Here is a 24,676-nt window from a genome sequence, read left to right as displayed (position 1 = left end):
GAGCAATCAATCAAAGGCTCTATAGATAACCATGATCACCTTCTCTGACATTCAACTGCTTCGTGGTGGAAAACCACTTCTTGACCAAGCTAGCGCAACCATTCACCCCGGCGATAAAGTCGGTCTAGTCGGCAAAAATGGTTGTGGTAAATCCACACTATTTGCCTTGCTGAAAGACGAACTCACTATTGATGCAGGCTCATTTCATCAGCCTTCTGGCTGGGAATTAGCTTGGGTGGCACAGGAAACGCCGGCGCTAGAGCGAACCGCGATTGAATATGTGATTGATGGTGACCGAGAATACCGCGCACTGGAACAAGCCCTCGTTGACGCTGAGCAGCAAGACAACGGCACTTTAGTCGCAGAGTTGCACGGTAAAATTGAAGTGATTGGTGGCTACAGTATTCGCGCTCGAGCAGCAGAGCTACTTGATGGACTTGGCTTTAGCCAAGAACAGATGAGTTGGAATCTTACTCAGTTCTCTGGTGGTTGGCGCATGCGTTTAAACTTGGCACAAGCGCTATTGTGTCGCTCTGACCTGTTATTGCTTGACGAACCGACCAACCACTTAGATCTCGATGCCGTGATGTGGCTGGAGCGATGGTTACAGAACTATCCGGGCACGCTGATTTTGATTTCCCACGACCGCGATTTTCTTGACCCGATTGTGGGTCGCATTATCCATATTGAAAACCAACAGCTTAATGAGTACACCGGTAACTACTCATCATTTGAAGAACAACGCGCGCAAAAGCTCATCCTGCAACAGGCTCAGTTCCAGAAGCAACAAAAGCAGATGTCACATATGCAGAAGTACATTGATCGCTTCCGCTATAAAGCGTCTAAAGCTCGTCAGGCGCAAAGCCGAATCAAGGCGCTTGAGCGTATGGAAAAAGTATTACCTGCGCAGTTTGATAACCCGTTCAGTTTTGAGTTTAGAGAGCCTGCGGCGTTACCGAACCCAATCATTATGATGGACGATGTCTCTGCGGGTTACGATGACAATATTATCCTAGAAAAAATTCGCCTCAATCTGGTGCCCGGTAGTCGCATTGGTCTATTGGGTCGCAACGGTGCCGGTAAATCGACCCTGATTAAACTGCTATCCAATGAGTTGAACGCAAAGGGCGGCGACCTTACCTACTCGCAAGGGGTAAAGATTGGTTACTTTGCTCAGCATCAACTGGAAACATTGCACCCTGAAGAGACGCCACTGCAACACCTGATGCAAATTGCGCCCAATCATACCGAACAACAGCTTCGTGACTATCTGGGTAGCTTTGGTTTTCAAGGCGATAAAGCGTTAGAAAAAGTCGCGCCTTTCTCCGGGGGCGAAAAGGCTCGTCTGGTGCTGGCACTCGTCGTCTGGCAAAAACCCAATCTATTGCTCCTCGATGAACCCACCAACCACCTTGATTTGGATATGCGTCAAGCACTCACTTTTGCTCTGCAAACCTTTGAAGGGGCAATGGTCATTGTCAGTCACGACCGTTACCTACTACGCGCAACAACAGACGATCTATACTTAGTTCATGACCGTCAGGTTGCCCCTTTTGATGGTGATCTTGTCGATTACTACAAGTGGCTCACCGAGCAGCAACGTCAAGAGCGCAAAGAGAGCCAAGAGAACGAACCTGACAAAAGCAGCCACAATAGCGCCGCTGCCAAAAAAGAACAGAAACGCAAAGAGGCTGAGTTTAGAAAACAGACCGCTCCGATTCGTAAATCCCTGCAAAGTTTAGAAAAGCAGATGGATAAGTTGAGTTCCGCACTAACAGAAGCGGAAACACAATTATCGGATTCATCCCTGTATGACGCGGAAAATAAGTCTAAACTCAATGAGATACTCGCTAAGCAAGCATCGAACAAATCCGAACTGGAAGAAGTAGAGATGGAGTGGATGAGCTTGCAAGAGCAACTTGAAGAGATGGAACAGGAATTCAGCCAATAATGACAACAACGACTCAATCTAAGTCACTTACCCACGAAGCGCTATGGCAATTTAGCCTAGCCTACTACGCTGAGCGCGGTGTGAAAGAAGCTTGTCTGAGTCTGCAGAATCATTATCACGGCAACGTTAACCTGCTGCTGCTACTTAAATGGTTAGACGTGAATCATCTGGCTTTTACTTTAGAGCAATGGCCGCAAGTAAAAGCCAGCCTTGATGCCAGTGAACAATTACTGGCTCAATATCGGCAACTGCGTAAACAGCTAAAAACACAGGTTACCGATACCCTCTATCGCGAGGCTCTCAATTTCGAATTGTCCCTTGAGCAGCTGCAACAATCCCACCTTATTGAAACCATTAACAGCCTGCCCTTAGCCACTACATCCGCCTCACACTTAGTCGATATGTACTGCCAAGAACTAGGGGCTGATCACCTATGCCAACACTTTGATGATGGCGCTGACACTACCAAATAAACGCAATACACAGCACCGTTAGTAACGACATCACGCGGTTAAAGCGACGCCACGCCAAGGGGGTTGACAGCCACTGACGAATAACAATTCCAAACCCCACCCATACCGAAGAAGTTGGCAGTTGCACCAGTAAAAAAGTGGCACAAATAACCGCTAGAGATTGCCAATACTGCTCCCCCGGCAGAGAAAACGAGCTGACTGCGGTGATACACATCATCCAAGCTTTTGGATTAATATATTGAAATAAAATAGCCTCAAAGGAGTTCATCGGTTTGATATCTTCCGCCTCATCTTCCGCCCCTCTCTTAGCCGTCAAGATTCGCCAAGCAAGATACAACAGATAAGCACTGCCTAACCATTTCAGAACCTCTTGCACCACAGGATAAGAAGTAAACACAACCCCGAGTCCCGCACCATTAAGCAGCAGCAAGCTAATAAGACCAACACCGATACCGATGAAGTGCGGGATCGACCGAATATAGCCAAAGTTAGCGCCCGAATTCGTTAACATAACATTATTCGGTCCAGGTGTTCCTACCATCACAATCGCAAATAGGGCTACCGCCCAAACAAATCCACTGTCCATGTTCGCCCCTTATTGTATGGGTACAATTTAAAGATAAAGGTTGAAAAATACGCTTTTTGTCGACAAAATAACCATAACAATGGGATTGAATTGATGCAAAAGGTTTATTGTCACCATGACAATTGAAGAAATGGAACTTAACCGACACGGTAGTGTGCCGATCTACAAACAGATCGCCGATCAAATTGGTGCGAGGATCGACAACGGAACCTTGCTAAGCAACAGCAAGTTACCCACCCATCGCTGGCTTGCGGATCGGCTTGAGGTCACCGTGGGGACCATCACAAGAGCCTACGCTGAATTGGAGCGCCGCGGACACATAGAAGCCCGAGTGGGTGCTGGCACCTTTGTTGTTGATCACAACAAGCCGAGTTGGGCATTTGAACAAGATCCCAGTGACGAATTAGAGTGCCATTTGGGATACAATATTCCACCACGGTTTGATCGCAGCGATATGTTGCAATCCGCGATGCAACGCATCGCCACCTCACCACAACACCTCAATCAAATCATGCTCTATCAATCCCCAACCGGCATCGAGAGTCACAAAGGGGTGGTATGTAATTGGATGAGGGCGCAGCAGATCCATCTCAATCCGCAATCCATGTTGTTTAGCTCAGGTGCCCAGCACGCCATCCAACTGATCTTGGATACCTTTAGTCGCGCGGGAGACACGATCCTCGTTGAGCAATACACCTATCCAGGGATCATCAATGTGGCGAAGCAAAACCAACTCACCCTAAAAGGGGTTGAGATGGATAAGTATGGTGTCTTACCCGAATCGTTAGAGTTGTGCTGCAAACGTTATTCACCTCGATTGATCTATCTCATTCCAACCTTACAAAACCCCACCACCGCAGTGATGCCAATACAGCGCAGGCGAGAGATCCTCGACATCTGCAAGAGATACGACGTCTACGTGATTGAAGATGATATCAATAGCCTATTGCTAGACAATGCCCCCGAGCCCATGGTTAACCTAGCGCCAGAGTCCGTGCTGTATATTGGGGCTTTCTCTAAGTTTTTGGCTCCGGGTTTAAGGGTAGGCTTTATCCATGCCCCCGAGAGATTGTATCCACAATTAACGAGCACCCTACAAAATCATTGCTGGATGGTCAGTCCGTTACTGACATCCTTGACCTGCGAGATGCTTTCCAAAGGTGATGCAGACAAAAGTTTGCAGATCATCAAACAAGAAATGAACGCTAGAATAGAAATTGCAGTACAAAAACTCAAAGGGTTCGAATTCACCGTCCAGCAAGGCGGCTTTCATCTATGGTTAACGCTGCCTCAACACTGGCGATTGAGCGATTTTATTGCCCAAGCCACTATGAACAAAATCAACGTGAAAAGCAGTGAACTCTTTGCACTACCGGGCAATGCTGTGACACCAGCGATTCGCTTGTCACTCAGTTCTCCACAAAGCATTGAACAGATGCGTCGCGGGCTAGACACCCTAGTCACACTGTTAAATCACACACCGACAGGCGAGTTTACACTATGACAAAACCCAGCTTTATCGCAGCAAAAGGGCTTCGCAACCCTCACCTACAAACCCTGCTTCCGCGCATCGTTCGTCGTCGGCCCCTGTTTACACCTCACTGGGAAACATTGGAAACCCCCGACGGTGATTTTGTGGAACTGGCTTGGAGTGAACAACCTAACAACGAGCTTAACAAGCCTATTTTTGTGCTGTTTCATGGACTTGAGGGGAGTTTTTCTAGCCCCTACGCTAATGGCTTGATGCATGCTTTCGCGCAACAAGGATGGCTATCGGTCATGATGCATTTTCGAGGCTGTGGTCCAACACCGAATCGCTTAGCTCGCAGTTATCATTCGGGCGAAATTGGCGATGCAAGACACTTTCTGACGATGCTGGACGAGCGCTATCCAAACAGTAACAAGGTGGCAGTCGGCATCAGTTTGGGGGGCAATATGCTGGTGAATTATCTTGCTCACTATCAAGATGACACCAAGTTAACAGCAGCCAGTGTGGTGTCAGCACCGCTTGACTTAGCGGCGTGCTCACAGAGAATTGAACAGGGGTTTTCCAAAGTTTATCGTAACTATCTGCTCACCTCGATGAAGAAAAACAGTTTGAAAAAAATCACGCTGCTCAATAATGAACTGGGACTGACTCCGGAAAAGATCAACAGCACGCGTAAACTGTACCAGTTTGATGATCTGATTACCGCGCCACTGCATGGCTTTCGCAACGCAAATGACTATTATCAGCAATGTTCTGGTCTCGCTCGCCTATCTGAGATCACGATCCCGACCCAGATTATCCATGCTAAGGACGATCCCTTTATGACGGACGCCGTGATCCCAAAACAACCACTGCCTGAAAATATTCACTACTGCCTACAGCAACATGGTGGACATGTGGGATTTGTTACTGGCAGCCTTAAGCAGCCTCAATTTTGGTTGGAGCAGATACTGCCTGAATGGCATCAAAGTTTTACTTAGCGGAGACCTTAGACCAGTGCCGCATAACAAGGCAGATTGAGCCGTATGTTCTATACTGCTTCTTCGACTCAATTTTAACGGTCACTTGCAAGTTGCTAGAATCCTTTCCAATACCTCCTCTGCCTTTGCTGGCGATTCGGTATATAATTGGGTTTCTTAACGACAACAACAGCAACGTTAGCTTGAATAGCGAGTCGCGATAATACTGATTCGCTGTTATAACAATTCATTGTCATAGCCATTTGCTGTCAAAACCATTTGCAGTTAAAACCATTGGCTGTCAAAACATAAAGAGAAACAAGATGATCATCCCTTGGCAAGAGATTAATCCTGATACATTGGATAACCTGCTCAAAGAGTTTGTATTGAGAGAAGGGACGGATTACGGAGAAATAGAAAGCTCGCTAGAACAAAAAATCACATCCGTAAAACAGCAGTTAAGCAACGGCGACGCGGTCATCGTCTACTCGGAACTCCATGAGACCTTTGATATTAAATCGAGTCGTTCGCTGAATTATTGAACCCTCAACCCACTATTGAATCTAATCGAGACTATCGTTTAGTTCCAACACAGGAAGTGTTATGTCTGCAAAACATCCTATCATTGCTGTCACCGGCTCATCTGGCGCGGGGACAACAACATCATCAGAAGCGTTCAGAAAAATGTTTAATATGATGAACGTCAAAGCGGCATTTGTAGAAGGAGATAGTTTTCATCGCTACACCCGCCCAGAAATGGATGTCGAGATACGTAAAGCTAAAGAACAAGGCAAACACATCAGTTACTTTGGTCCGCAAGCCAATGATTTCCCAGGTTTGGAGCAATTCTTCAAAACCTATGGTGAAGATGGTACAGGTCAATATCGCCGTTACCTGCATTCTTTTGATGAGGCAGTTCCTTACAATCAGATGCCCGGCACCTTTACGCCATGGCAAGATCTACTGCAAGGCTCAGATGTTCTTTTTTATGAAGGGCTTCACGGTGGGGTTGTTGACGGCGAGGTCAATGCAGCAAAGCATGTCGATTTGCTCATCGGCATGGTGCCGATTGTCAACTTAGAGTGGATTCAGAAGTTTGTCCGAGACACGCGAGACCGTGGACATTCAAGAGAAGCGGTGACTGACTCAATTGTGCGTTCGATGGATGATTATCTCAGCTACATCACGCCACAGTTTTCTCGCACCCATATCAACTTCCAAAGAGTGCCAACCGTTGATACTTCCAACCCGTTAAATGCCAAGGGCATTCCAAGTCTGGATGAAAGTTTTGTGGTTATTCGCCTCAGGGGCATTAAGAATGTTGACTTCCCGTACCTACTCGCCATGATAGAGGGGTCGTTTATGTCACGTCATAACACCATTGTTGTTCCTGGTGGAAAAATGAGCTTCGCAATGGAATTAATTGTTCGCCCCATCCTCCAACAACTTATCGAAACCGGTAAAATTGGCTAGGGCTTCTCAGGTAAAATGCCTGAGTGGACATGGTGTTTTTTTATACCGTGATCATAAGCACATTTTTGTATAGAAAAATGTGGATTTGATACGATTAAAATCAAGAAATCAGACTAAAAAAGCGCTACTATTCTTATCAATAAAGAAGTCGGCTTGCGCTGACTTCACCATGCTTTTATGCTAGTAGGCATTATTGTGTCCTTGCTAACAATATGGAAAGCAGCAAGCTAACCCGCAGAGGAAGAGAGATATATGGTTCTAGGTAAACCTCAAACCGATCCAACGTTAGAGTGGTTCCTATCACACTGTCATATTCATAAGTACCCTTCAAAAAGCACGCTTATTCACGCGGGCGAAAAAGCAGAAACGCTTTACTACATCGTAAAAGGTTCTGTTGCGGTACTTATTAAAGATGAAGAAGGCAAAGAGATGATCTTGTCTTACCTTAACCAAGGTGACTTCATCGGTGAACTTGGTCTATTTGAAGAAGACCAAGAGCGTACTGCCTGGGTTCGTGCAAAATCACCTTGTGAAGTCGCTGAAATTTCATTCAAGAAATTCCGCCAGCTAATCCAAGTTAACCCTGACATTCTAATGCGTCTATCTGCACAGATGGCAAGTCGTCTTCAAGTTACCAGCCAAAAAGTTGGTGACCTAGCATTCCTAGACGTAACGGGTCGCATTGCACAAACGCTATTGAACCTGGCTAAACAACCGGATGCGATGACTCACCCAGACGGCATGCAAATCAAGATCACTCGCCAAGAGATTGGTCAGATTGTGGGTTGTTCTCGTGAGACCGTTGGTCGTATCCTGAAGATGCTAGAAGAGCAAAACCTGATTTCTGCGCATGGTAAAACCATCGTAGTGTACGGTACTCGCTAAGCATTTATCGCGTATATTTATCGTGTAATAAAAAATCCCTAACCGAAAGGTTGGGGATTTTTTTATTCAATCACGGGTCGTATTTCGCTGTTTATCGCAACGACCGTTCTGTTGCAACTACTGATGAGTACTTTCAAATATCTTGTCCGCGGACGCAGTGACAAAGCCTTGATACAACGGTCCTTCCGCTGTGGGATAGCGCTTGGCAAATTCGTAGAAACCGCCGGGAATCGTCTGCTCTCCATCTTGAAACCTAACGCTTACCATATCTGCCATGGTCGAGGATTGCTCAAGCATTACCTTGGGATTGCCTTTCACAGCACCGCCAGATTGATTAATGGTAAAACCTGACTCTGCCAATCGTTGGTTAACCTGCTCAACACTGGTTAAGCGCTGCAGTTGATTGACGTTAACGGTGAAATGATTCGCGCCATAACCGTGTGCGGCAAGCCAAGCAGCGTATTCGCTCTCTTGAGCTAGTTGCTGATAATCGCTAAAGCTTAAATCCCAAAGACGACCAGCGAACAAAAAGGCTGACGATTGCAGTGTCGAACGATCAATTTGTTTCACCAAACGATGAACAATGTCCTGTAATTCCGCCGAACACTGTTCAACTTTTAGTTCACTAATAAACACTTTTGGCAAACTGAGATCGGCATGTTGTAGATGGATAGCATCGAGCTTTTTAGCTGCAAAGCTATAGTGACCAACTACCTCATAGCCCAAGGCAATAAATGGCTTAGCCAGCGTCTCTATCCCCACAGGGGCAAGGTTAAAGGTACGCAAGGCAATATGATCATTGTTTAACGCCTCATCCTCTTGCAGTAGTTGCTGCACTTGGTGAGCGGATGGACATAGACGAGCGATATAGTCTTGCCACAAAAGATTAAACAGTTGTTCTACTGCCATGACGCACCTCACATAGATAAAATAGATCTCATAGATTACATTAGAGTTCGATTCCCGGGCTGAGTGTTTCTGGTAATACCGTGGCTTCACCTTCCATCGACGCCATTGGGTACGCGCAATAGTCAGCGGCGTAAAAAGCACTCGGTCTGAGGTTTCCAGAGGCACCGGGTCCACCAAAGGGGGCATCGCCACTTGCCCCTGTTAGCTGTCGATTGCGATTGACGATACCAGCTCGGATATGGTCGACAAAGTACAGCCACTGTTCATCGTCTTGAGAAATTAACCCTGCTGATAAACCAAACCGCGTATCATTAGCCAGTTCTACCGCTTGTTCAAAGGTTTGGTAACGTACCAATTGCAACAAAGGACCGAAGTATTCTTCATCAGGTAGCTCTGTGACGGCGGTGACATCAATCAGCCCCGGAGTCACAAAAGCGGCGTGTTTACGCATCGCGGGAACTAAAGCATGCGCCCCTAATGCCACTAAATCCTGCTGCACTTGGACAATATGATCGGCAGCTTGAGACGAAATCTGAGGTCCCATAAACGGTGCAGGGTCAGCAAAGGGCTGATCAACGGCAATCTTTGCAACTGACGTACTCAGCGCCGCGACCAAGGCATCCCCTTTATCACCAACAGGTACATACAGACGTCGAGCACAGGTGCAGCGCTGACCCGCGCTAATGTAGGCCGATTGCAAAACGGTATACACCGCCGCATTCAGTTCACCATAGTCTTCACTGACGACCAGAGGGTTATTGCCCCCCATTTCCAGCGCTAACATCTTATCTGGCTGACCAGCAAACTGTTGATGAAGTAGATGCCCCGTATTAGCACTACCGGTAAATAACACCCCATCAATACCTTTAGCCGCAGCAAGAGCAATACCGGTTTCTTTGCCACCTTGAACTAAGTTAATGACACCTTTGGGTAAGCCTGATTGCTCCCAAAGCTTCATCGCTAATTCACCCACTAACGGAGTCTGCTCTGAAGGTTTGAACACCACACTATTGCCCGCTAGCAAAGCAGGCACAATATGACCGTTAGGAAGATGACCAGGAAAGTTGTAAGGACCAAAAACAGCCATGACTCCCAACGGTTTGTGGCGCAATACGATTTGATTGCCTGCCGCTTCGCGCTGTGATTCACCGGTCCTCTGATGATAGGCTCGAATAGAAATGGCAATTTTACCCGCCATCGCCGCGGCCTCAGTACGCGTTTCCCACAAAGGCTTACCCGTCTCTTTGGCAATAGCTATTGCGATCTCTTCGCTGTGCTGCTTTACCTTTTCAGCAAAGTTAACAACAATAGCTTCACGCTCGCTGAAAGGGCGCTTTTTCCATGCAATCAACGCCTGACGGGCTGCTGATACCGCTTGTTCTACTTGTGGTTGAGTGGCGCTATTGCCTTGCCAAATCACTTCCTCACTATAAGGTGTCAAAGAAGTAAACGCTTCGCCCTTGCCCTCTAACCACTCTCCTGCGATCCATTGAGTCATAAAACGTTCCTATCTATTATTGAGCCAACAAACGGACACTTTCACCCTCAGCGACATTAAGCGCCTGAGCAACCTCTGCCGAGAGCAGAGCGATTCCCGTCTCTCTATCCACTGACGCCGTTGCCGCTGTGGCTCTGAAATCCTCAAACGAGGTATTGGCTATCAGGTAGGTACTGTTCGATTGGTGCGATGCGATCTTCACGGTAACCTTAAACGAATCCCGAACGGCGTTAATATTTCGCACATCACATTCCACCGTCGGACCCGCATCAAAAATATCCACGTAATTACGACAGGTGAAGCCCTCTTTTTCTAACAGTGCTAAAGCGGGTGCCGTATTGTCATGCACCTTACCAATCACCGCTTGTGCCTCTTTGGACAGCAGGTTGATATAGATAGGCAGTTTGGGCATCAAGTCGGCAATAAAGCCTTTCTTGCCGATTCCAGTAAGATAATCGGCAAGCGTAAAATCAATAGAAAAGAAATGCTCTTGTAACCACTGCCAGAAGGGGGAATTGCCATGTTCATCCGACACACCGCGCATCTCTGCAAACACCGTTTTAGAGAATCGGTGTGGGTGTTCTGCCATCATCAAAAAACGGCTCTTAGACATTAAGCGACCATTTAAACCTTGGCGAAATTGAGGTCTAAGGAACAGAGTACAGATCTCACTGCAACCCGTGTAATTGTTACCAAAGGTCAACAACTTCACCACATTATTGACCCCAAGCTTAGGGGAGGAATGCACCACGGTGCTAATGTGATAAGAATAGAAAGGAACATCCCAGCCAATCGCCGCTTCAATACCAGTGGTACCAGCAACTTCTCCTGTTTCACTATCGACGCCTACCATAAGGTAGCCCTCATCACCTGGCTCAGTGACGTCAGGTTTAGCAAAACTGTATTCGGAATGGGTGATTCGATTGGTTAACAGTTCTTCGTTAACCGGCAGAGAAGTAAATCCATGTCCTGACTCGACCGCACACGTATTCAAAGCGTCGTAGTCAGATGATGTTATAGGACGAATAACCAGCATCAATAATCCCTCCTGATGCAGGCTCTCTAGTACATCCAATACCTAGAGAGCACAGTCAATTTTTTATACCAGGCTAGCGATAGCCTGATCGAGTTTGGTCAAACCTTCTTCAACCTCTTGTTGAGTAATCACTAGGGACGGAGTAAAGCGAACGACGTTAGCGCCTGCAACCAAAAGCAACAGACCATGTTTACCGGCAGCGACCAACACATCTCGTGCACGTCCTTGCCATTCCTCGTTGAGAGCGGCACCAATCAACAATCCTTTACCGCGAATTTCTTGAAACACACCATATTTTTGATTGATCTGCTCTAGACCCTCTCTAAACCATGCCTCACGCTCAGCAACGCCTGCTAAGACTTCTGGCTTAGACACTTCGTCAATCACCGCTTCAGCCACAGCACAAGCCAATGGGTTACCGCCATAAGTCGAACCGTGTGTTCCCACTTTAAAGTGATCTGCCAAAGCTTTGGTTGTTAGCATAGCGCCAATGGGGAAACCACCGCCTAAAGATTTAGCCGTGCTAAGAATATCAGGGGTCACACCCAAGCCTTGGTAAGCATAAAAGTCACCCGTACGACCATTACCCGTCTGTACCTCATCAAAGATCAGCAGCGCATTGTATTTGTCACACAGTTCACGTACTGCTTGTACAAACTCAGGCTCAGGCGATACAACACCGCCTTCCCCTTGTAATGGTTCCATCATGATCGCGCAGGTTTTATCAGACATTTGTGCTTCTAATGCTGCGAGATCGTTGTAAGGAATATGCTTGATGTCACCAGGCTTTGGACCAAAACCATCCGAATAACTTGCCTGTCCACCGACGGTTACTGTGAAAAAGGTACGACCGTGGAAGCCTTGATTAAATGCAATAATCTCTGACTTTTCTGGACCGTGTACCTCGGTTGCCCAGCGACGGGCAAGCTTGAGCGCGGCCTCATTCGCTTCCGCACCTGAGTTGGCAAAAAAGACTCGCTCAGCGAAACTCAGCTCGGTTAGCTTTTTCGCTAGTCGCAGTGCTGGCTCATTGGTCATAACATTACTCAGATGCCAAATTTTATTGGCTTGCTCCGTAATGGCATTCACCATCACTGGGTGACAATGACCCAAACAGCTCACCGCAATACCACCAGCAAAATCAATGTATTCGTTATCTTGTTGATCCCAAACTCTCGCGCCGCTACCTTTTACCGGAATTATCTCCATCGGGTTGTAACAAGGCACCATCACCTCATCAAACCATTCACGCGTAACCGCTGTTTCCATCGTCATAGCACATTCCTTATCGTGACTGCATGTGGGAAGGGAGAACAAGTAACTTGACGATATTCATCAGTCACTGAGAACTCAAACCGCCAAAGCGATAGAAAAGCCCCTTCATCCACGAGCTGCATTGTATTTACACTTATTTAACGGTTTCAATAGCCAAATGATCGCCTTAGATTTAATTTGGCTAATGAATCTCACTCCTTACTCAAATATTTATGCATTAAAAATGAATTTAAATGAAGTGTTATTTACAAATTTTGCTTAATTAGCAAGAAAGGAGGGGAATTGGTGCTTGGTTATTAGAAAAATCGAATAGTCTTGCATTTCCATAAGTAAAACTTATTAAAGATAAGAAAAGGAGAAATGGCGATCCAGATCACATTCTAATTCGACAGGAAATTGTTCAGCAGCTCGTGCCCTTGTTCGGTTTTAATCGATTCTGGATGAAATTGCACGCCATGAATATTCAGCGTTTTATGTTGAAACCCCATAATCTCATCACGTTGACCATCAGCCAGCGTGGTCCAAGCCGTGACCTCAAAACAGTCTGGTAAACTTTTTTCAGAGACGATAAGTGAGTGGTAGCGCGTGACCGTCAGTGGATTGTTTAACCCAGAGAAAACACTGCCATTAGTATGTTGGATTGGAGAGGTTTTGCCATGCATCACTTGGCGTGCTCGCACAACTTCACCACCAAACACCTGTGCGATAGCTTGGTGCCCTAAACAGACACCCAGTAAAGGGAGCTTTCCGGCAAAATGTGCAATCGCCGCAAGAGAGATGCCCGCTTCATTTGGTGTACAAGGTCCTGGTGAGATGACCAAGTGGGTAGGTTTGAGTGCTTCAATTCCCTCAATATCAATCTCATCGTTGCGAACCACCTGCACTTCTGCACCCAACTCAGAAAAGTACTGATATAGGTTGTAAGTGAAGGAGTCGTAGTTGTCGATAATAAGTAGCATGATAGTGAGATACGATATAGAAGACGCCAAATTAGGCGGTATTTTGCAGCAACAGAGTGAAATTGCAAGCAAGAAAAAGCCCCCAAGCTCAGCTAGGGGGCTATATCATTCACATCCAACAGCCGCTAAAACTATGGACGTGCAACAAAACCGACCGCTTCATAAGCTTTAGCCAGCGTCTTCGCAGCCACTGCAGAGGCTTTTTCCGCCCCTTGGCGCATCACTTCATCCATATAGGCGCGATCTTCACGGATACGCTTATACTCTGATTGAATCGGCTCTAGCATCGCAACGATAGCCTCACCGACATCTTTCTTGAACGGACCATACATCTCAACACCAGCGTATTGTGCTTCGATCTCCTCGAAGGTTTTACCTGTTGCTGCAGAATAAAGACCCATTAGGTTAGAGATACCCGCTTTATTTTCCCAGTCATTGGCAATACGTGGCGGCGTCTCAGTATCGGTTTGAGCCTTGTTGATCTTCTTGAGGATCGACTTAGGTTCTTCTAGCAACGTGATAACGTTCTTACGGTTATCATCAGACTTAGACATCTTCTTAGTTGCGTCTTGTAGGCTCATCACTCGAGCATTCACCGTTGGAATATAAGGCTCAGGAATGGTGAAGATTGGCGATTCAGGGCTATAGATATTATTGAAACGGGTCGCAATATCGCGCGCCAATTCAAGGTGCTGCTTTTGGTCGCTTCCCACTGGGACTTGGTGTGCGCCGTAAAGCAAGATATCCGCAGCCATCAACACTGGGTAATCATAAAGACCCACGTTAACATCGTTCGCATAGCGAGCCGATTTATCTTTGAACTGAGTCATGCGGTTCAGTTCACCCATTTGGGTATAACAGTTAAGAAGCCAACCAAGTTGAGCATGCTCCGGTACATGGGACTGAACAAATAGCGTGCTCTTCTTCGGATCAACGCCAACCGCAAGACAGATAGCTAATGCGTCCAGTGTTGCTTCGTGCAGTGCTTTAGGATCTTGACGAACCGTAATCGCATGCAGATCAACGACGCAGTATTGGCAATCGTAATCATCTTGCATCTGTTGCCATTGACGTAGAGCACCCAAATAGTTACCGATACTCAGTTCACCTGAAGGCTGAACACCACTCAATACGATGGGTTTGCTCATGATATTAGTTTCCTTTGACTTCTTAACAATAAATAAAACCGCATCATCAATATGCGGTTTTAGCAGTGTACTCATTAACGAGTATTTTTCTAGTAGTTTGCGGTGCTTTTCGCTTAGTTACGACGGAATTTAGTCCCCAGCGACACTTTGTTTCGCCACACCGACCGCACTTAACACGTCAGAAACGTTATCAGCAACGAAATCTGGCTTGGAGTCTGAGATAGGCTCTCCGTGATTGTAACCATAAGTGAGACCAAAAGCGTAGCAACCCGCATTGCGTGCCGCTAAGATATCGTTCTTAGAGTCGCCCACCATCAACACTTGCTGTGCAGTCAGTTGCTCTTGCTCCATCAACCAATGCAGGGCAATAGGATCCGGCTTACGTTTATCGAACGCATCACCACCAAGCACATACTTAAAGTAACGAGTCAGTTGATGCTGCTGCAAAACCTCGGGAACAAATTTTGAGGGCTTATTGGTCAGCAATGCAACCGTAATACCCGCTTGAGTAAGACCTTCTAACGTCTCTTTCACCGCAGGATAGAGATGACTAAGCTTATGACCGCTCGCTTGGTAGAAGTCATCAAACAACACCCGAGCTTGTTTGAGTAGCTCCGGTGTTAATGAACTATCGACCTCAAGACTTCGGCTCAGGCTGCGACCAATGAGGATGTCGGCGCCATTACCCACATAATCTCGGACTTCTACTTCGCTCACGCTTGGATAGCCAAGAGCTTGAACCGCTTGATCGGCCGCGATGGCAAGGTCAGGAACACTGTCTAACAACGTGCCATCAAGATCGAATACAACAAGTTTAATCTGCGTCATACCAAACAAGCCCCTTATTTTGAAACTTGCGCTAACTCGGCGCGCATTTCATCGATAACTTCTTTGTAATCTGGGCGACTGAAGATGGCAGAACCCGCAACAAACATATCAGCACCTGCCTCGGCAATTTCACGAATATTGTCGACCTTAACACCACCGTCGATCTCTAGGCGAATATTGCGACCCGATGCATCAATACGTTTACGAACTTCACGTAATTTATCTAGGGTGTTGGGAATAAAAGATTGACCACCAAAGCCAGGGTTCACCGACATCAATAGGATCATATCGACCTTATCCATGATGTAGTCTAAACAAGAAAGTGGCGTTGCTGGGTTAAGCACCACGCCAGCCTGACAGCCGTGTTCTTTGATTAGCTGTAGCGTGCGATCAACGTGCTCTGAGGCTTCAACGTGAAAAGTGATCATGGATGCGCCTGCTTTTGCAAAATCTGGAATAATGCGGTCTACCGGTTTAACCATAAGATGGACATCAATGGGCGCAGTGATGCCGTAGTCACGCAGAGCCTGACAGATAGGTGCGCCGAACGTTAGGTTAGGTACATAATGGTTATCCATCACATCAAAGTGAACCACGTCAGCACCGGCGGCTAGAACCTTTTCTACGTCTTCGCCTAAACGAGCAAAATCCGCAGAAAGAATAGATGGAGCAATAAGAAAATCTGTCATACCTGACCTCAGTAGAATAAATAGACGCGCATATCGTGCCCGCAATTCTACCCAAGGCCAGATTTAAATCCTAGTCCCAATTACTCACTGGCTTTAAACAATGCCAGTAATTCATTGACCTTATTGCGATTGGCACCGTTGCGGCTGATTGTACGCTTTACTTTGACGACATTGAGATCCGCCCCATGATAAAGACGACGCGTCAATGTGGTGTCATGGTTAGAAATCAGTACTGGAATGCCACGGTCAAATGCGGTGTGCTCTGCAACATCTGCCAATGCAGCTTGATCATCGAGTGAGAAGCCGTTTCCAGCATAAGAGGTAAAGTTGGCGGTGGTTGATAAAGGCGCATAAGGAGGATCACAGTAGACCACGCTGCCTTTTCGAGCGCGTTTAAAGGTCTCGGTATAACCTTCACAGATAAAAGTGGCTTTCTTAGCTTTTTCGGAAAAGAAAATCATTTCATCTTCTGGAAAGTAAGGTTTTTTGTAAGAGCCAAACGGAACGTTAAAGCCACCTTTTTTGTTATAACGGCACAAGCCATTAAAACCAAAACGGTTCATATACAAAAACGCCACCGAACGAAACAGCACGTCGTCAGTTTGATTAAACTGAGCACGAATATCGAGGTAGACCTCTTTGCGGTTATGTTCTGGGGTAAAAAATCGCTTCGCTTCTGAGATATACAGCTCTGGCGACTCTTTAATCAGGTTGTACAGGTTGATAAGATCGGGATTAATGTCCGCAAGCAAATACTTATCGTAATCGGTATTAAGGAAGATAGAACCGGCTCCAACGAAGGGCTCTACCAACTTACGAGCATCCGGCAAGTGCTTTCTTATATCTTCAACTAAGCCATATTTTCCACCAGCCCATTTTAGAAAGGCACGTTGCTTTTTCATTACTTGCTCGTCGTTTACCGCCTGTAAAAATTTAGGGCGGGAATATACCATAATTCAAATTATTATGTTGACCTTTCTCTAAGCTTTCAGCGTCAAGGTCAACATCGGATTCGCCTAGTTTCACCAAGCGTTATTCTTGACCGCGTGCGATTTCTCGATGAACTTGTCGCAGCGATTTAGCCCAAGGACCGAGAGATTGCAGTTCTGCTGAGAGTTGCTCTGCAGCATCGCGGGCTGTCTGAATACTCGGGTAATTGTCGTAAGTGACGATATACCATTTTTCTTCCCCTCTCAATGTCGGATAAATTCGCACAGGCTTATCAAAATTATGCTTATCAAGAAAATCCTGAACGTCACGCATTTCCGTCATTGCCGCTAACTGTAGGGTGTAGCTGTTCGCAGAAAGCTGATTTAGCTCCTCTCGAGCAAAAGAGAAACTGATTGGGTTTTGCAGTGCCACAATAGCATCACTGTTCACCACATTTTGTTCTGGCGGCGTTTGTACCCCTATAGATTGGCTTTCGGTAGATTGACCTTGTGTCTCCGGAGCAACCGCTTGTTTTATCTCTGGCGCCTTGACCTCCGCCACTTCTGGGCGATTGTCCAATAAAGCATCAACAACATCCGAAGTGATCACGACTCGCTCTCCCGATTCAGACACTCCAACACTGGCAGTTTCTGAGGTAACGACAGGTGGCAAAGCTGATGCGTCATCCTCGATCAAATTATCGTTATCAGCATCACTGTTAGAAGATGACGACTCAATCACCGTTGAAGCAGAGCCCTCAACATTATTCGCTTCCAGCGAACCATCACTTTGCTGTGTAGACGTACTATCAACAACAGACGGAGTCACTGATTGCGGATCGTCACCTTTTAACAACCAGCCATAGCCAAGCATTAATAGCAGTGCAATCACCACAACCGTGACAGCAATCCTAACCGGCGAGCCGACCAATGAGCGAATAATGACTTTCCTTTCCATCTTTTGCTCTCCCAGAGCCATAATCCTTCCCGGTATTGGGGGAGTATTAGTAAACGCTGTTTCGACTTTTTTTACAACGTTTTCATCAAGGTAACGTAATACCATTATCCTAAAAAATCGCTCACTCTCATCAGAAGAAAGAGGAGAGACCTCTAAAGAAACTGGGTTCACTTCAGCGCCTTTGGCTAACGCTTTAGTGTGAGTATAGGTCGTATCTTGTGTGGTGAATAAAACGATACTAAATGACTGCTTAGCATTGTCTTGTGCTGCAATCACTAGCTCCCATAACTCTGAAATCAAGTTCATCGAGACGTGCTGAGCATTGTCCACCACGATCACTATGTTACAAGGCTCGCGATCTAGGATTCTATCAATACTCTCAAGTAAACGGTCTGAAGTGTTGTACATCTGATGAGGGAATAGCTGTTGCAGAATATTGCCACGCAGTGCTGCATCATCTTGCTGCGAGCGACCCGTCACCAAGGATTGGTTTTTTTCTTGTGACCAAGCCTCTAAAAAACGGTGTGCTAGCCAAGTTTTACCGGCTCCTTGCTCACCTTTTACCACAACCATATTAGACGCAAACTGAGTCAACAGTTGCATTCGGTTTAACAAGTTAGTTTGCGAGTCCAACTCTAACACTCGCATCTCATATGACAAACTCATCGATATCCTGCTCGGTAATTTGATACAAAAAAGGCTCCTCACAGGAGCCTTTAAATCTTAACAAACCATAGAACACTGCACGCAACACTATAATCGGCAGCGGTCAATCGCTTGTTGAATAATCTCTGTCGGTACATCAGCAGTTACCTGAGCAGTACCAATTGAAGTCGGTAGCACTAGGCGTAGCTTTCCAGATAACACTTTTTTATCACGCATCATATGCGTCATAAAGTCATCAAAGCTCATCGTTTCCGGTGTATGTACTGGCAACTTGGCACGTTTTAGCAGTGCTATCATACGCTCTGCTTGTTGAAGTGATATGTCACCTAACAGATAGGCAGTATAAGCTGCCATTGCCGTTCCAGATGAAACAGCCTCTCCATGTAACCAATTACCATACCCTAGTTCAGCTTCAATGGCATGACCAAATGTATGACCAAGATTCAATAATGCTCGAATACCCGACTCTTTTTCATCCAGTGCCACAACTTCGGCCTTGATAGCACAACAACGGGCAATCGCATAAGTTAGCGCTTGCTGATCCAATTGATATAGCTTATCGAGATTTTTCTCTAACCATTCAAAGAAATCGGCATCATAAATAATGCCATATTTGATCACTTCAGCGATACCAGCAGCGAATTCACGTTCTGGCAAGGTTTTTAAGCAATCAGTATCGATAATCACGGATTGTGGCTGATAAAAAGCGCCAATCATGTTCTTACCTAACTTGTGGTTAACCGCTGTTTTGCCGCCAACAGAAGAGTCAACTTGTGACAACAAAGTGGTTGGGATCTGAATAAAATCCACACCGCGTTGATAGCATGCTGCAGAGAAGCCAACTAAATCACCGATAACGCCGCCACCCAGTGCGACGACCACCACATCACGACCATAGTTACCAGACAGTAAGTGGGTCATAACTTGGTTAAATGTGTCGAGTGTTTTGTATTGCTCGCCATCCGGTAACTCGAGTAGAGAGACGTTACAGTCCTTACCCTCAAGTTGCGAGATAATCACTTGCGAATAGAGAGGCGAAACCGTGGTGTTGGTAATAACAACGACTGGCTTGCCATCAGGGATTTGAGAAAATTGTGCCGAGTCATCAAATAACCCGGCACCAATTGAAATGGGGTAGCTACGCTCACCAAGATTAACTGTAATCCGTTCCATGGTTTGCTCTCCTAAATGAAAAGAGGGGATTAACCCTCTTCTAGCATTTTTACAATCTGATTAGCGACAACTTTAGCACTTTGATCATCAGTGCGAACCACATAGTCTGCAACTTCTTTGTAAAGGTCGTTGCGCTCGCCCGCTAGAGACTCAAGTACCTCACGAGGGTTATCAGTCTGTAGTAGTGGACGCTTTTTATCGCGGTTAGTGCGAGCAAGTTGTTTCTCAATGGTTGTTTCTAAATAGACAACAATTCCGCGAGCCGATAGACGGTTGCGGTTTTCTTTGCTCTTAACAGAGCCGCCGCCTGTCGCTAGAACAATACCTTGCTCTTCGGTTAAGTCGTTGATGACAGTTTCTTCGCGTTTACGGAAGCCCTCTTCACCTTCAACATCAAACACCCAAGCGATATCTGCGCCAGTGCGCTCTTCGATAACGGTATCAGAATCAACAAACTCCATGTGAAGTTGTTGAGCCAGGTGTCTACCAATAGTACTTTTGCCGGCGCCCATCGGGCCAACAAGGAAAATATTACGTTTCTCAGCCATGTTTAGCAGTAATTTACAACGTTAATTCAATGACATCGCCACAAGAAAAGACCGAAAAGGAACATCGGAAAAAGGTATTGTGGCACCAATTCCTCACAGATAAGTCGTGATAAGACCCGAAATTATCAAGGTTAGGTGCAGTGATTGCAACTTTATTTTTGGTTCTTTTGTATAAATTGCTGTTTTATATATAACTAACAACCAGTTACGGTGAAGCTGTGCTTGATATGACTGTATTTGGTGTAACTATATTTGGTGTGACCGTATTTGGTGTGACTATGTTTGGGGTGACAAATATCAGCAGCTCTTGTTTTCGGCTTTGTTGATATTCTCTCTTGAATAGATGACCAACGACGGGAATATCCGCAAGCAAGGGGACTTTATCGACGCCTTGATTGGTGAGTTGTTGAATTATGCCTCCGAGCACCAAGGTTTCACCGTTATTAACTAATACCCTAGTACTGATTCTTTGCGTATTAATTGCCACCGCTTCCCCCTCCCCGGTTTTAACAACGGTTCCTTGGGTATCTTGAGTCATATCTAATACTAAAATCAGCTGCTTATCAGGCGTAATATGAGGTGTCACCGTTAATGACAATACGGCTTTCTTAAATTCCACCGATGTCGCGCCACTGGATGCGGCGGCTAAATAGGGGATTTCTGTCCCCTGTTCAATATAGGCAGGTTGCTTATCCATGGTCAGCAACCTTGGTGTCGCAATGATCTCTGCCTTTGACTCGCTTTGTAGTGCCGATAACTCTAAATCAAGAAGAAAATCACGCCCCAAATTACCAAGTTGAAAGCCAATACTCGCAGCGTTATCTGAGGCGACGGCAAGATTGACATTGAATTGCGGAGAGTTTTGTCCGTTAGCGCCTTCGCTCGACGTATCTGGATATAAAGCATCTACATTCGGTGCAAGAATAAGGTCGCCTCTTCTCTTTGTCAGCCCCCAACGCACCCCTAACTCATCAAGGTTGTCTTCATTAATCGTGACAATACGGGCTTCAATACGCACCTGTTCCACCGGTATATCGAGTTGCTTTACCAGCGCTTCAAAACGCGTAATCACATCTGGGCGATCATGAATAATTAAGCTGCTGGTGCGCTCATCAAATCTTAAACTGCCCCTTTGAGACAGTAGACCAACGCCTCCCTGCTGATTTAACGTTTCATGCAATACCGCGACATCGGCATAGTGGATGGCAATCACTTCGGTTGTCAGAGGCGTATGTTGCAATGCATATTCATGGGCTGACAGTTGATGTTGTTGTAACTCAATAAAGTGAGAGCGCGGGGCGATATATAAGGTATTGCCCATCTTCTTTGCCTGCAATTGAGCCAAATTTAACACCGTATCCAACGCTTGCTGCCAAGTCACCTGCTGTAGATTGACGGTGATATCACCAGCAACATCTTGGTCTACCACGAGGTTATAAGATTTGTGTTGAGCTAACTGATGAAGCAACCCTGAAATTGATGCTTCCTGAACATCAATGGACAAGCGGGGCTCACTGGCTTGAGTGATACCCAATAAAGCCAATAAGGCAACCATTCCAACCATCAATAACAACTGTCTTTTCATTGCCACTTTCCCCGCCTTGGTATTCGACAATCTTTCACTGCCTCTTTTTTGACCACAAGGTAGTCAGTACTGATTTCTGTGATCAACCAGTTTTCAAATCGCTCACCTTGGCTCACAAACCTCAATCCAGAGTCAGAGAAATGCACCACCGCCCAGACTTGCTTCCTATCAGTAAAACGACCAACGAAACTAGGTAGAGATAGCTCCCCCGAACCAGCACAAACCGCCAACTCCGAATCAACAGCATTCGCGAAACGACTTTCTATCTCAGAAGATATCGGCTTTTTCGCCGTTAATGGCATTTGACGTAACCACTGTTCAAGTTGAGCCTTCGCCGTTTGCGCTATCATCAGTGGGCGACCACTTTGCCCGTCAACGAAGAGATCCAGTGACAAATGAATTTGCGCTAGATCAGAGGAGGTATTCGATAACTTTAAAGATATCGGCAATAACAAATACCCTAAGCTCACGCTAGACTTGGCAAATTCAAGTAATGGATAAAACTCCCCTCTCAACTCAAGAGTAAGGCGTCTTGATGTGGCTAGCGGTTTCGTCTCATGCCAAGCAGCCTGATGGAGTTGTAAGCCATGATCGTTAGCATGTTGGCGCAACGAGCTCAGAACATCGGCTTGCAACAAACCTTGATCGACTTTTGGCTGCCATTGAACGAATAACGATTCAAGACGTTGCTGTTCTTGATTTAGATTTGGAGCAACGGTGTTCAAATTTGTACTATTGGCCACCTGTTGTTGCAGAAAAACATAGCGTTCCTGACTCTCGCTCAACTCTCCTAAGATAGGATTAAAAACCAATAGAAACATCAGCAGGGCGACCATCGCAGCCACCATCGCAATCGAGCCGAGTTGGGCTTTGATAGATTTGAGGTACAAAGGCGATGTTTTTCGGTGAGCTTCAATCATGCCTCACCTCATCAGATAACCATTCCTCCATACAAACATCTAACATCGCGGTTGCGACCTGATAAGAGATCTTGAACTGCTCTCCACCACTACCATCATTGAGCTGTTTAATTGAGTAGAGTTCGACATCCACAAAGCAAGCGCTGGTCGTCAGCGCTCCCTGCAATGCTTGAATATGCTGTGCATGATCAGTCTGCCCCTCGAGCAAAATCCGACTGGATTCGAATGATACGGTGTTGATGCGAATCCGATGAGGTACAAACTGAACCAACGGTGACAAAGCCAACAATAGCGCTAAGGAACGAGTGTTATTAAGCTGTTGCCTCTCTATCTGATGCTGTAATTGCTCTATTTGGTTCTGTCGCTCTTTTGCCTCCTCTCCTTGCTGATAGATGTTCGTCACGACCAGTTCTAGCTGGGCATTATTTTGGTGTAATTCATTAATTGCCGACTGCCAACGAAACCCCAGCAAAGCGAATAGTGCCGATAAAAAAACCAAAGCCAGACTCGATATTTGTATAAACCGCCTGCGCTGTTTTTGTCTCCACTCTTGCCGCCAAGGCAATAAATTAACCTTGTCCATAGCGCTCCCCTGCTCGCCATGTTAAGGCGTTTATTGCACATCCTGTCGCTAACATAAATTGAGGGGGAATAGGGTTTACTGGCTGTTTTTTGGGGAATATTAACTCCTCCAACACTAGCTTTTTAATGGTTAAATTAGGATTGAATTGACTGATGAAGCTTGTTTGTTTTTGAGAGCATTCGGTTTGAGAGCGTTCATTTTGAAAGAGATTATTTTCAGTGAACTGGTTTTGAGAGTTTTCGTCTTGAGGTTGAGTTGTTCGAAACAGCTCGCCTTGGAAATGAGTTGCGCCTCCACCACATAACCACAGACCTTCTATCGCGCCATCTTCAGATAAATCCGAAACCTGTTGGATATGCGCATTAATTTTCATCACTTCCGAAACCGTTAGCCAATCCGCTAAGTCCCGCCGATTATTTGCTAGGGGAATACTCCAACTCGCTTTGGTTTCAATCGGCATGTCACTCGGTGGATAAAAGGTGATATGACCTAACCCTAGCTCAAGTAACCCCCAGCGCTTATAAGCCGGCATCTGATGTGCAATCGTCTGTAATAACCCTGTTGCTGCACTTTCATGGGGTTGTAATAACACGACTTTATACCCCACTTCCTCGCATGGTTTCAGCCAAGTCTCAATAACCGATGTTTGTGAAAAATGAACTAAATGGCTTCGCTGCTGACTATTGTCGGGGCAAGGCAGGCTGCTGAAATCTATCTCCAACCCTTGAGAAAGTTGTGGCATCAGTTGTTGCAGTTTCTGACCCAGAGCGTTCTCAACCTCTTGAGTTGAAAGAAAAGACGGTAATGAAAGAAGTCGGTTATGGACGACACCCGATGGCAATATCAGTGCGACATGATTACGATATTTAGGGGTAATTTTTCGCAATTTAGCCAAAATTTTGACCGTAGGTTGATGTTTCAAACTATGACCATCAGTATAAATAGCATCATCACTCTTGCACTCAACATAATTGTCTAAAATAAACTGTTCTCCATCACAAATGAGCGTGACTGCTTTTGTGCTGTGACGACCAATGTCGATACCCGTTATCCATTTTTTCGGCATAAATTTACTCCCTAAAAGACAATAACAGGGTGAAAAGGTTGAGATTGATGCGCAAATAAGCGTTAATTAACCCCATTGGCAATTTTTGGA

The 24,676-nt window shown here is 45.9% G+C and carries 24 protein-coding genes; 7 read left to right on the top strand and 17 right to left on the bottom strand.

Annotated features, from left to right (window positions below; genetic code table 11):
- Positions 1-31 precede the first annotated feature (31 nt).
- Entirely contained in the window at positions 32-1,951 is a 1,920-nt protein-coding gene (locus tag L9Q39_RS02010; protein WP_237483467.1) for an ABC transporter ATP-binding protein, read from the top strand.
- Complete coding sequence (locus L9Q39_RS02005; protein WP_237483466.1) at positions 1,951-2,424, top strand: TIGR02444 family protein; 474 nt, start codon at positions 1,951-1,953, stop codon at positions 2,422-2,424. Before L9Q39_RS02010 ends, L9Q39_RS02005 begins: the two co-directional genes overlap by 1 nt.
- Here the strand turns inward: L9Q39_RS02005 and L9Q39_RS02000 are convergent.
- Positions 2,414-3,010 (bottom strand): LysE family translocator, encoded by a 597-nt coding sequence (locus L9Q39_RS02000; RefSeq protein WP_237483465.1) that lies wholly within the window; start codon positions 3,008-3,010, stop codon positions 2,414-2,416. The two genes, L9Q39_RS02005 and L9Q39_RS02000, sit on opposite strands and share 11 nt — an antisense overlap.
- Positions 3,011-3,125: 115 nt before the next feature.
- On the opposite strand from L9Q39_RS02000, the gene L9Q39_RS01995 reads away from it, so the two are divergent.
- From L9Q39_RS01995 to crp, 5 genes are all read left to right on the top strand, one after another.
- On the top strand, positions 3,126-4,514 hold the full coding sequence (locus tag L9Q39_RS01995; protein WP_237483464.1) for an aminotransferase-like domain-containing protein: 1,389 nt from the start codon (positions 3,126-3,128) through the stop codon (positions 4,512-4,514).
- Positions 4,511-5,479, top strand: a complete 969-nt coding sequence (locus L9Q39_RS01990; protein WP_237483463.1) for a hydrolase — start codon at positions 4,511-4,513, stop codon at positions 5,477-5,479. The genes L9Q39_RS01995 and L9Q39_RS01990 overlap by 4 nt, the downstream gene beginning before the upstream one ends.
- Before the next feature lie 302 nt (positions 5,480-5,781).
- Complete coding sequence (locus L9Q39_RS01985; RefSeq protein WP_237483462.1) at positions 5,782-6,000, top strand: YheU family protein; 219 nt, start codon at positions 5,782-5,784, stop codon at positions 5,998-6,000.
- A 61-nt stretch (positions 6,001-6,061) separates the two neighbouring features.
- Positions 6,062-6,931 carry a phosphoribulokinase gene (locus tag L9Q39_RS01980; RefSeq protein ID WP_237483461.1) on the top strand — a complete coding sequence of 290 codons (870 nt, stop codon included), beginning with the start codon at positions 6,062-6,064 and terminating at the stop codon, positions 6,929-6,931.
- Between the two features lie 252 nt (positions 6,932-7,183).
- Complete coding sequence (crp, locus tag L9Q39_RS01975; protein WP_004410522.1) at positions 7,184-7,816, top strand: cAMP-activated global transcriptional regulator CRP; 633 nt, start codon at positions 7,184-7,186, stop codon at positions 7,814-7,816.
- Between the two features lie 117 nt (positions 7,817-7,933).
- On the opposite strand, the gene L9Q39_RS01970 is transcribed toward crp, so the two are convergent.
- The 16 genes from L9Q39_RS01970 to pilM form a co-directional block, all read right to left on the bottom strand.
- Complete coding sequence (locus L9Q39_RS01970; RefSeq protein WP_435532798.1) at positions 7,934-8,737, bottom strand: DUF1338 domain-containing protein; 804 nt, start codon at positions 8,735-8,737, stop codon at positions 7,934-7,936.
- Between the two features lie 28 nt (positions 8,738-8,765).
- Entirely contained in the window at positions 8,766-10,223 is a 1,458-nt protein-coding gene (astD, locus tag L9Q39_RS01965) for a succinylglutamate-semialdehyde dehydrogenase (protein ID WP_237483459.1), read from the bottom strand.
- Positions 10,224-10,239: 16 nt separating this feature from the next.
- Complete coding sequence (gene astA / locus L9Q39_RS01960) at positions 10,240-11,259, bottom strand: arginine N-succinyltransferase (RefSeq protein WP_237483458.1); 1,020 nt, start codon at positions 11,257-11,259, stop codon at positions 10,240-10,242.
- Between the two features lie 63 nt (positions 11,260-11,322).
- Positions 11,323-12,534 carry an aspartate aminotransferase family protein gene (locus L9Q39_RS01955; RefSeq protein ID WP_237483457.1) on the bottom strand — a complete coding sequence of 404 codons (1,212 nt, stop codon included), beginning with the start codon at positions 12,532-12,534 and terminating at the stop codon, positions 11,323-11,325.
- Positions 12,535-12,914: 380 nt separating this feature from the next.
- Positions 12,915-13,493 (bottom strand): aminodeoxychorismate/anthranilate synthase component II, encoded by a 579-nt coding sequence (locus L9Q39_RS01950; protein WP_237483456.1) that lies wholly within the window; start codon positions 13,491-13,493, stop codon positions 12,915-12,917.
- A gap of 131 nt (positions 13,494-13,624) precedes the next feature.
- A complete protein-coding gene (gene trpS, locus L9Q39_RS01945) occupies positions 13,625-14,641 on the bottom strand; it encodes a tryptophan--tRNA ligase (protein ID WP_237483455.1) in 1,017 nt (338 codons plus the stop codon).
- Positions 14,642-14,770: 129 nt separating this feature from the next.
- On the bottom strand, positions 14,771-15,469 hold the full coding sequence (locus L9Q39_RS01940; protein ID WP_237483454.1) for a phosphoglycolate phosphatase: 699 nt from the start codon (positions 15,467-15,469) through the stop codon (positions 14,771-14,773).
- Positions 15,470-15,483: 14 nt separating this feature from the next.
- A complete protein-coding gene (gene rpe, locus L9Q39_RS01935) occupies positions 15,484-16,158 on the bottom strand; it encodes a ribulose-phosphate 3-epimerase (RefSeq protein ID WP_237483453.1) in 675 nt (224 codons plus the stop codon).
- Positions 16,159-16,238: 80 nt separating this feature from the next.
- Positions 16,239-17,060, bottom strand: a complete 822-nt coding sequence (locus tag L9Q39_RS01930; protein WP_237483452.1) for a Dam family site-specific DNA-(adenine-N6)-methyltransferase — start codon at positions 17,058-17,060, stop codon at positions 16,239-16,241.
- Between the two features lie 130 nt (positions 17,061-17,190).
- Entirely contained in the window at positions 17,191-18,711 is a 1,521-nt protein-coding gene (locus L9Q39_RS01925; protein WP_237483451.1) for an AAA family ATPase, read from the bottom strand.
- 87 nt (positions 18,712-18,798) lie between these two features.
- Positions 18,799-19,884 carry a 3-dehydroquinate synthase gene (gene aroB, locus L9Q39_RS01920; RefSeq protein WP_237483450.1) on the bottom strand — a complete coding sequence of 362 codons (1,086 nt, stop codon included), beginning with the start codon at positions 19,882-19,884 and terminating at the stop codon, positions 18,799-18,801.
- Positions 19,885-19,913: 29 nt separating this feature from the next.
- The gene (gene aroK / locus L9Q39_RS01915) at positions 19,914-20,432 is read right to left on the bottom strand and encodes a shikimate kinase AroK (protein ID WP_237483449.1); all 519 of its coding nucleotides are present in this window, start codon (positions 20,430-20,432) and stop codon (positions 19,914-19,916) included.
- Between the two features lie 205 nt (positions 20,433-20,637).
- On the bottom strand, positions 20,638-22,017 hold the full coding sequence (locus L9Q39_RS01910; RefSeq protein WP_237483448.1) for a type IV pilus secretin PilQ: 1,380 nt from the start codon (positions 22,015-22,017) through the stop codon (positions 20,638-20,640).
- Positions 22,014-22,937 (bottom strand): hypothetical protein, encoded by a 924-nt coding sequence (locus tag L9Q39_RS01905; RefSeq protein ID WP_237483447.1) that lies wholly within the window; start codon positions 22,935-22,937, stop codon positions 22,014-22,016. Before L9Q39_RS01905 ends, L9Q39_RS01910 begins: the two co-directional genes overlap by 4 nt.
- Positions 22,930-23,520, bottom strand: coding sequence for a PilN domain-containing protein (locus tag L9Q39_RS01900; protein WP_237483446.1), 591 nt, complete (start codon positions 23,518-23,520; stop codon positions 22,930-22,932). The genes L9Q39_RS01905 and L9Q39_RS01900 overlap by 8 nt, the downstream gene beginning before the upstream one ends.
- Positions 23,507-24,586 (bottom strand): pilus assembly protein PilM, encoded by a 1,080-nt coding sequence (gene pilM, locus L9Q39_RS01895; RefSeq protein ID WP_237483445.1) that lies wholly within the window; start codon positions 24,584-24,586, stop codon positions 23,507-23,509. The genes L9Q39_RS01900 and pilM overlap by 14 nt, the downstream gene beginning before the upstream one ends.
- Positions 24,587-24,676 lie beyond the last annotated feature (90 nt).

Origin of the sequence: Vibrio hippocampi, from assembly GCF_921292975.1 — a bacterium.
In the GTDB taxonomy this organism is placed as follows: Bacteria; Pseudomonadota; Gammaproteobacteria; order Enterobacterales; family Vibrionaceae; genus Vibrio; species Vibrio hippocampi.
This window is presented reverse-complemented; position numbering and strand designations above follow the sequence as displayed.

What these genes read in the sequence shown, in the direction of transcription:
- L9Q39_RS01995 (WP_237483464.1), top strand. Translation starts at nt 3,126, where the DNA reads ATGACAATTGAAGAAATGGAACTTAACCGACACGGTAGTGTGCCGATC.
- L9Q39_RS02005 (WP_237483466.1), top strand. Translation starts at nt 1,951, where the DNA reads ATGACAACAACGACTCAATCTAAGTCACTTACCCACGAAGCGCTATGG.
- L9Q39_RS01910 (WP_237483448.1), bottom strand. Translation starts at nt 22,017, where the DNA reads ATGAAAAGACAGTTGTTATTGATGGTTGGAATGGTTGCCTTATTGGCT.
- L9Q39_RS01900 (WP_237483446.1), bottom strand. Translation starts at nt 23,520, where the DNA reads ATGGACAAGGTTAATTTATTGCCTTGGCGGCAAGAGTGGAGACAAAAA.
- L9Q39_RS01985 (WP_237483462.1), top strand. Translation starts at nt 5,782, where the DNA reads ATGATCATCCCTTGGCAAGAGATTAATCCTGATACATTGGATAACCTG.
- L9Q39_RS01925 (WP_237483451.1), bottom strand. Translation starts at nt 18,711, where the DNA reads ATGAGTTTGTCATATGAGATGCGAGTGTTAGAGTTGGACTCGCAAACT.
- L9Q39_RS01980 (WP_237483461.1), top strand. Translation starts at nt 6,062, where the DNA reads ATGTCTGCAAAACATCCTATCATTGCTGTCACCGGCTCATCTGGCGCG.
- astD (WP_237483459.1), bottom strand. Translation starts at nt 10,223, where the DNA reads ATGACTCAATGGATCGCAGGAGAGTGGTTAGAGGGCAAGGGCGAAGCG.
- rpe (WP_237483453.1), bottom strand. Translation starts at nt 16,158, where the DNA reads ATGACAGATTTTCTTATTGCTCCATCTATTCTTTCTGCGGATTTTGCT.
- crp (WP_004410522.1), top strand. Translation starts at nt 7,184, where the DNA reads ATGGTTCTAGGTAAACCTCAAACCGATCCAACGTTAGAGTGGTTCCTA.
- L9Q39_RS01905 (WP_237483447.1), bottom strand. Translation starts at nt 22,937, where the DNA reads ATGATTGAAGCTCACCGAAAAACATCGCCTTTGTACCTCAAATCTATC.
- aroB (WP_237483450.1), bottom strand. Translation starts at nt 19,884, where the DNA reads ATGGAACGGATTACAGTTAATCTTGGTGAGCGTAGCTACCCCATTTCA.
- L9Q39_RS01930 (WP_237483452.1), bottom strand. Translation starts at nt 17,060, where the DNA reads ATGAAAAAGCAACGTGCCTTTCTAAAATGGGCTGGTGGAAAATATGGC.
- aroK (WP_237483449.1), bottom strand. Translation starts at nt 20,432, where the DNA reads ATGGCTGAGAAACGTAATATTTTCCTTGTTGGCCCGATGGGCGCCGGC.
- astA (WP_237483458.1), bottom strand. Translation starts at nt 11,259, where the DNA reads ATGCTGGTTATTCGTCCTATAACATCATCTGACTACGACGCTTTGAAT.
- trpS (WP_237483455.1), bottom strand. Translation starts at nt 14,641, where the DNA reads ATGAGCAAACCCATCGTATTGAGTGGTGTTCAGCCTTCAGGTGAACTG.
- L9Q39_RS01940 (WP_237483454.1), bottom strand. Translation starts at nt 15,469, where the DNA reads ATGACGCAGATTAAACTTGTTGTATTCGATCTTGATGGCACGTTGTTA.
- pilM (WP_237483445.1), bottom strand. Translation starts at nt 24,586, where the DNA reads ATGCCGAAAAAATGGATAACGGGTATCGACATTGGTCGTCACAGCACA.
- L9Q39_RS01955 (WP_237483457.1), bottom strand. Translation starts at nt 12,534, where the DNA reads ATGACGATGGAAACAGCGGTTACGCGTGAATGGTTTGATGAGGTGATG.
- L9Q39_RS01990 (WP_237483463.1), top strand. Translation starts at nt 4,511, where the DNA reads ATGACAAAACCCAGCTTTATCGCAGCAAAAGGGCTTCGCAACCCTCAC.
- L9Q39_RS01950 (WP_237483456.1), bottom strand. Translation starts at nt 13,493, where the DNA reads ATGCTACTTATTATCGACAACTACGACTCCTTCACTTACAACCTATAT.
- L9Q39_RS02010 (WP_237483467.1), top strand. Translation starts at nt 32, where the DNA reads ATGATCACCTTCTCTGACATTCAACTGCTTCGTGGTGGAAAACCACTT.
- L9Q39_RS02000 (WP_237483465.1), bottom strand. Translation starts at nt 3,010, where the DNA reads ATGGACAGTGGATTTGTTTGGGCGGTAGCCCTATTTGCGATTGTGATG.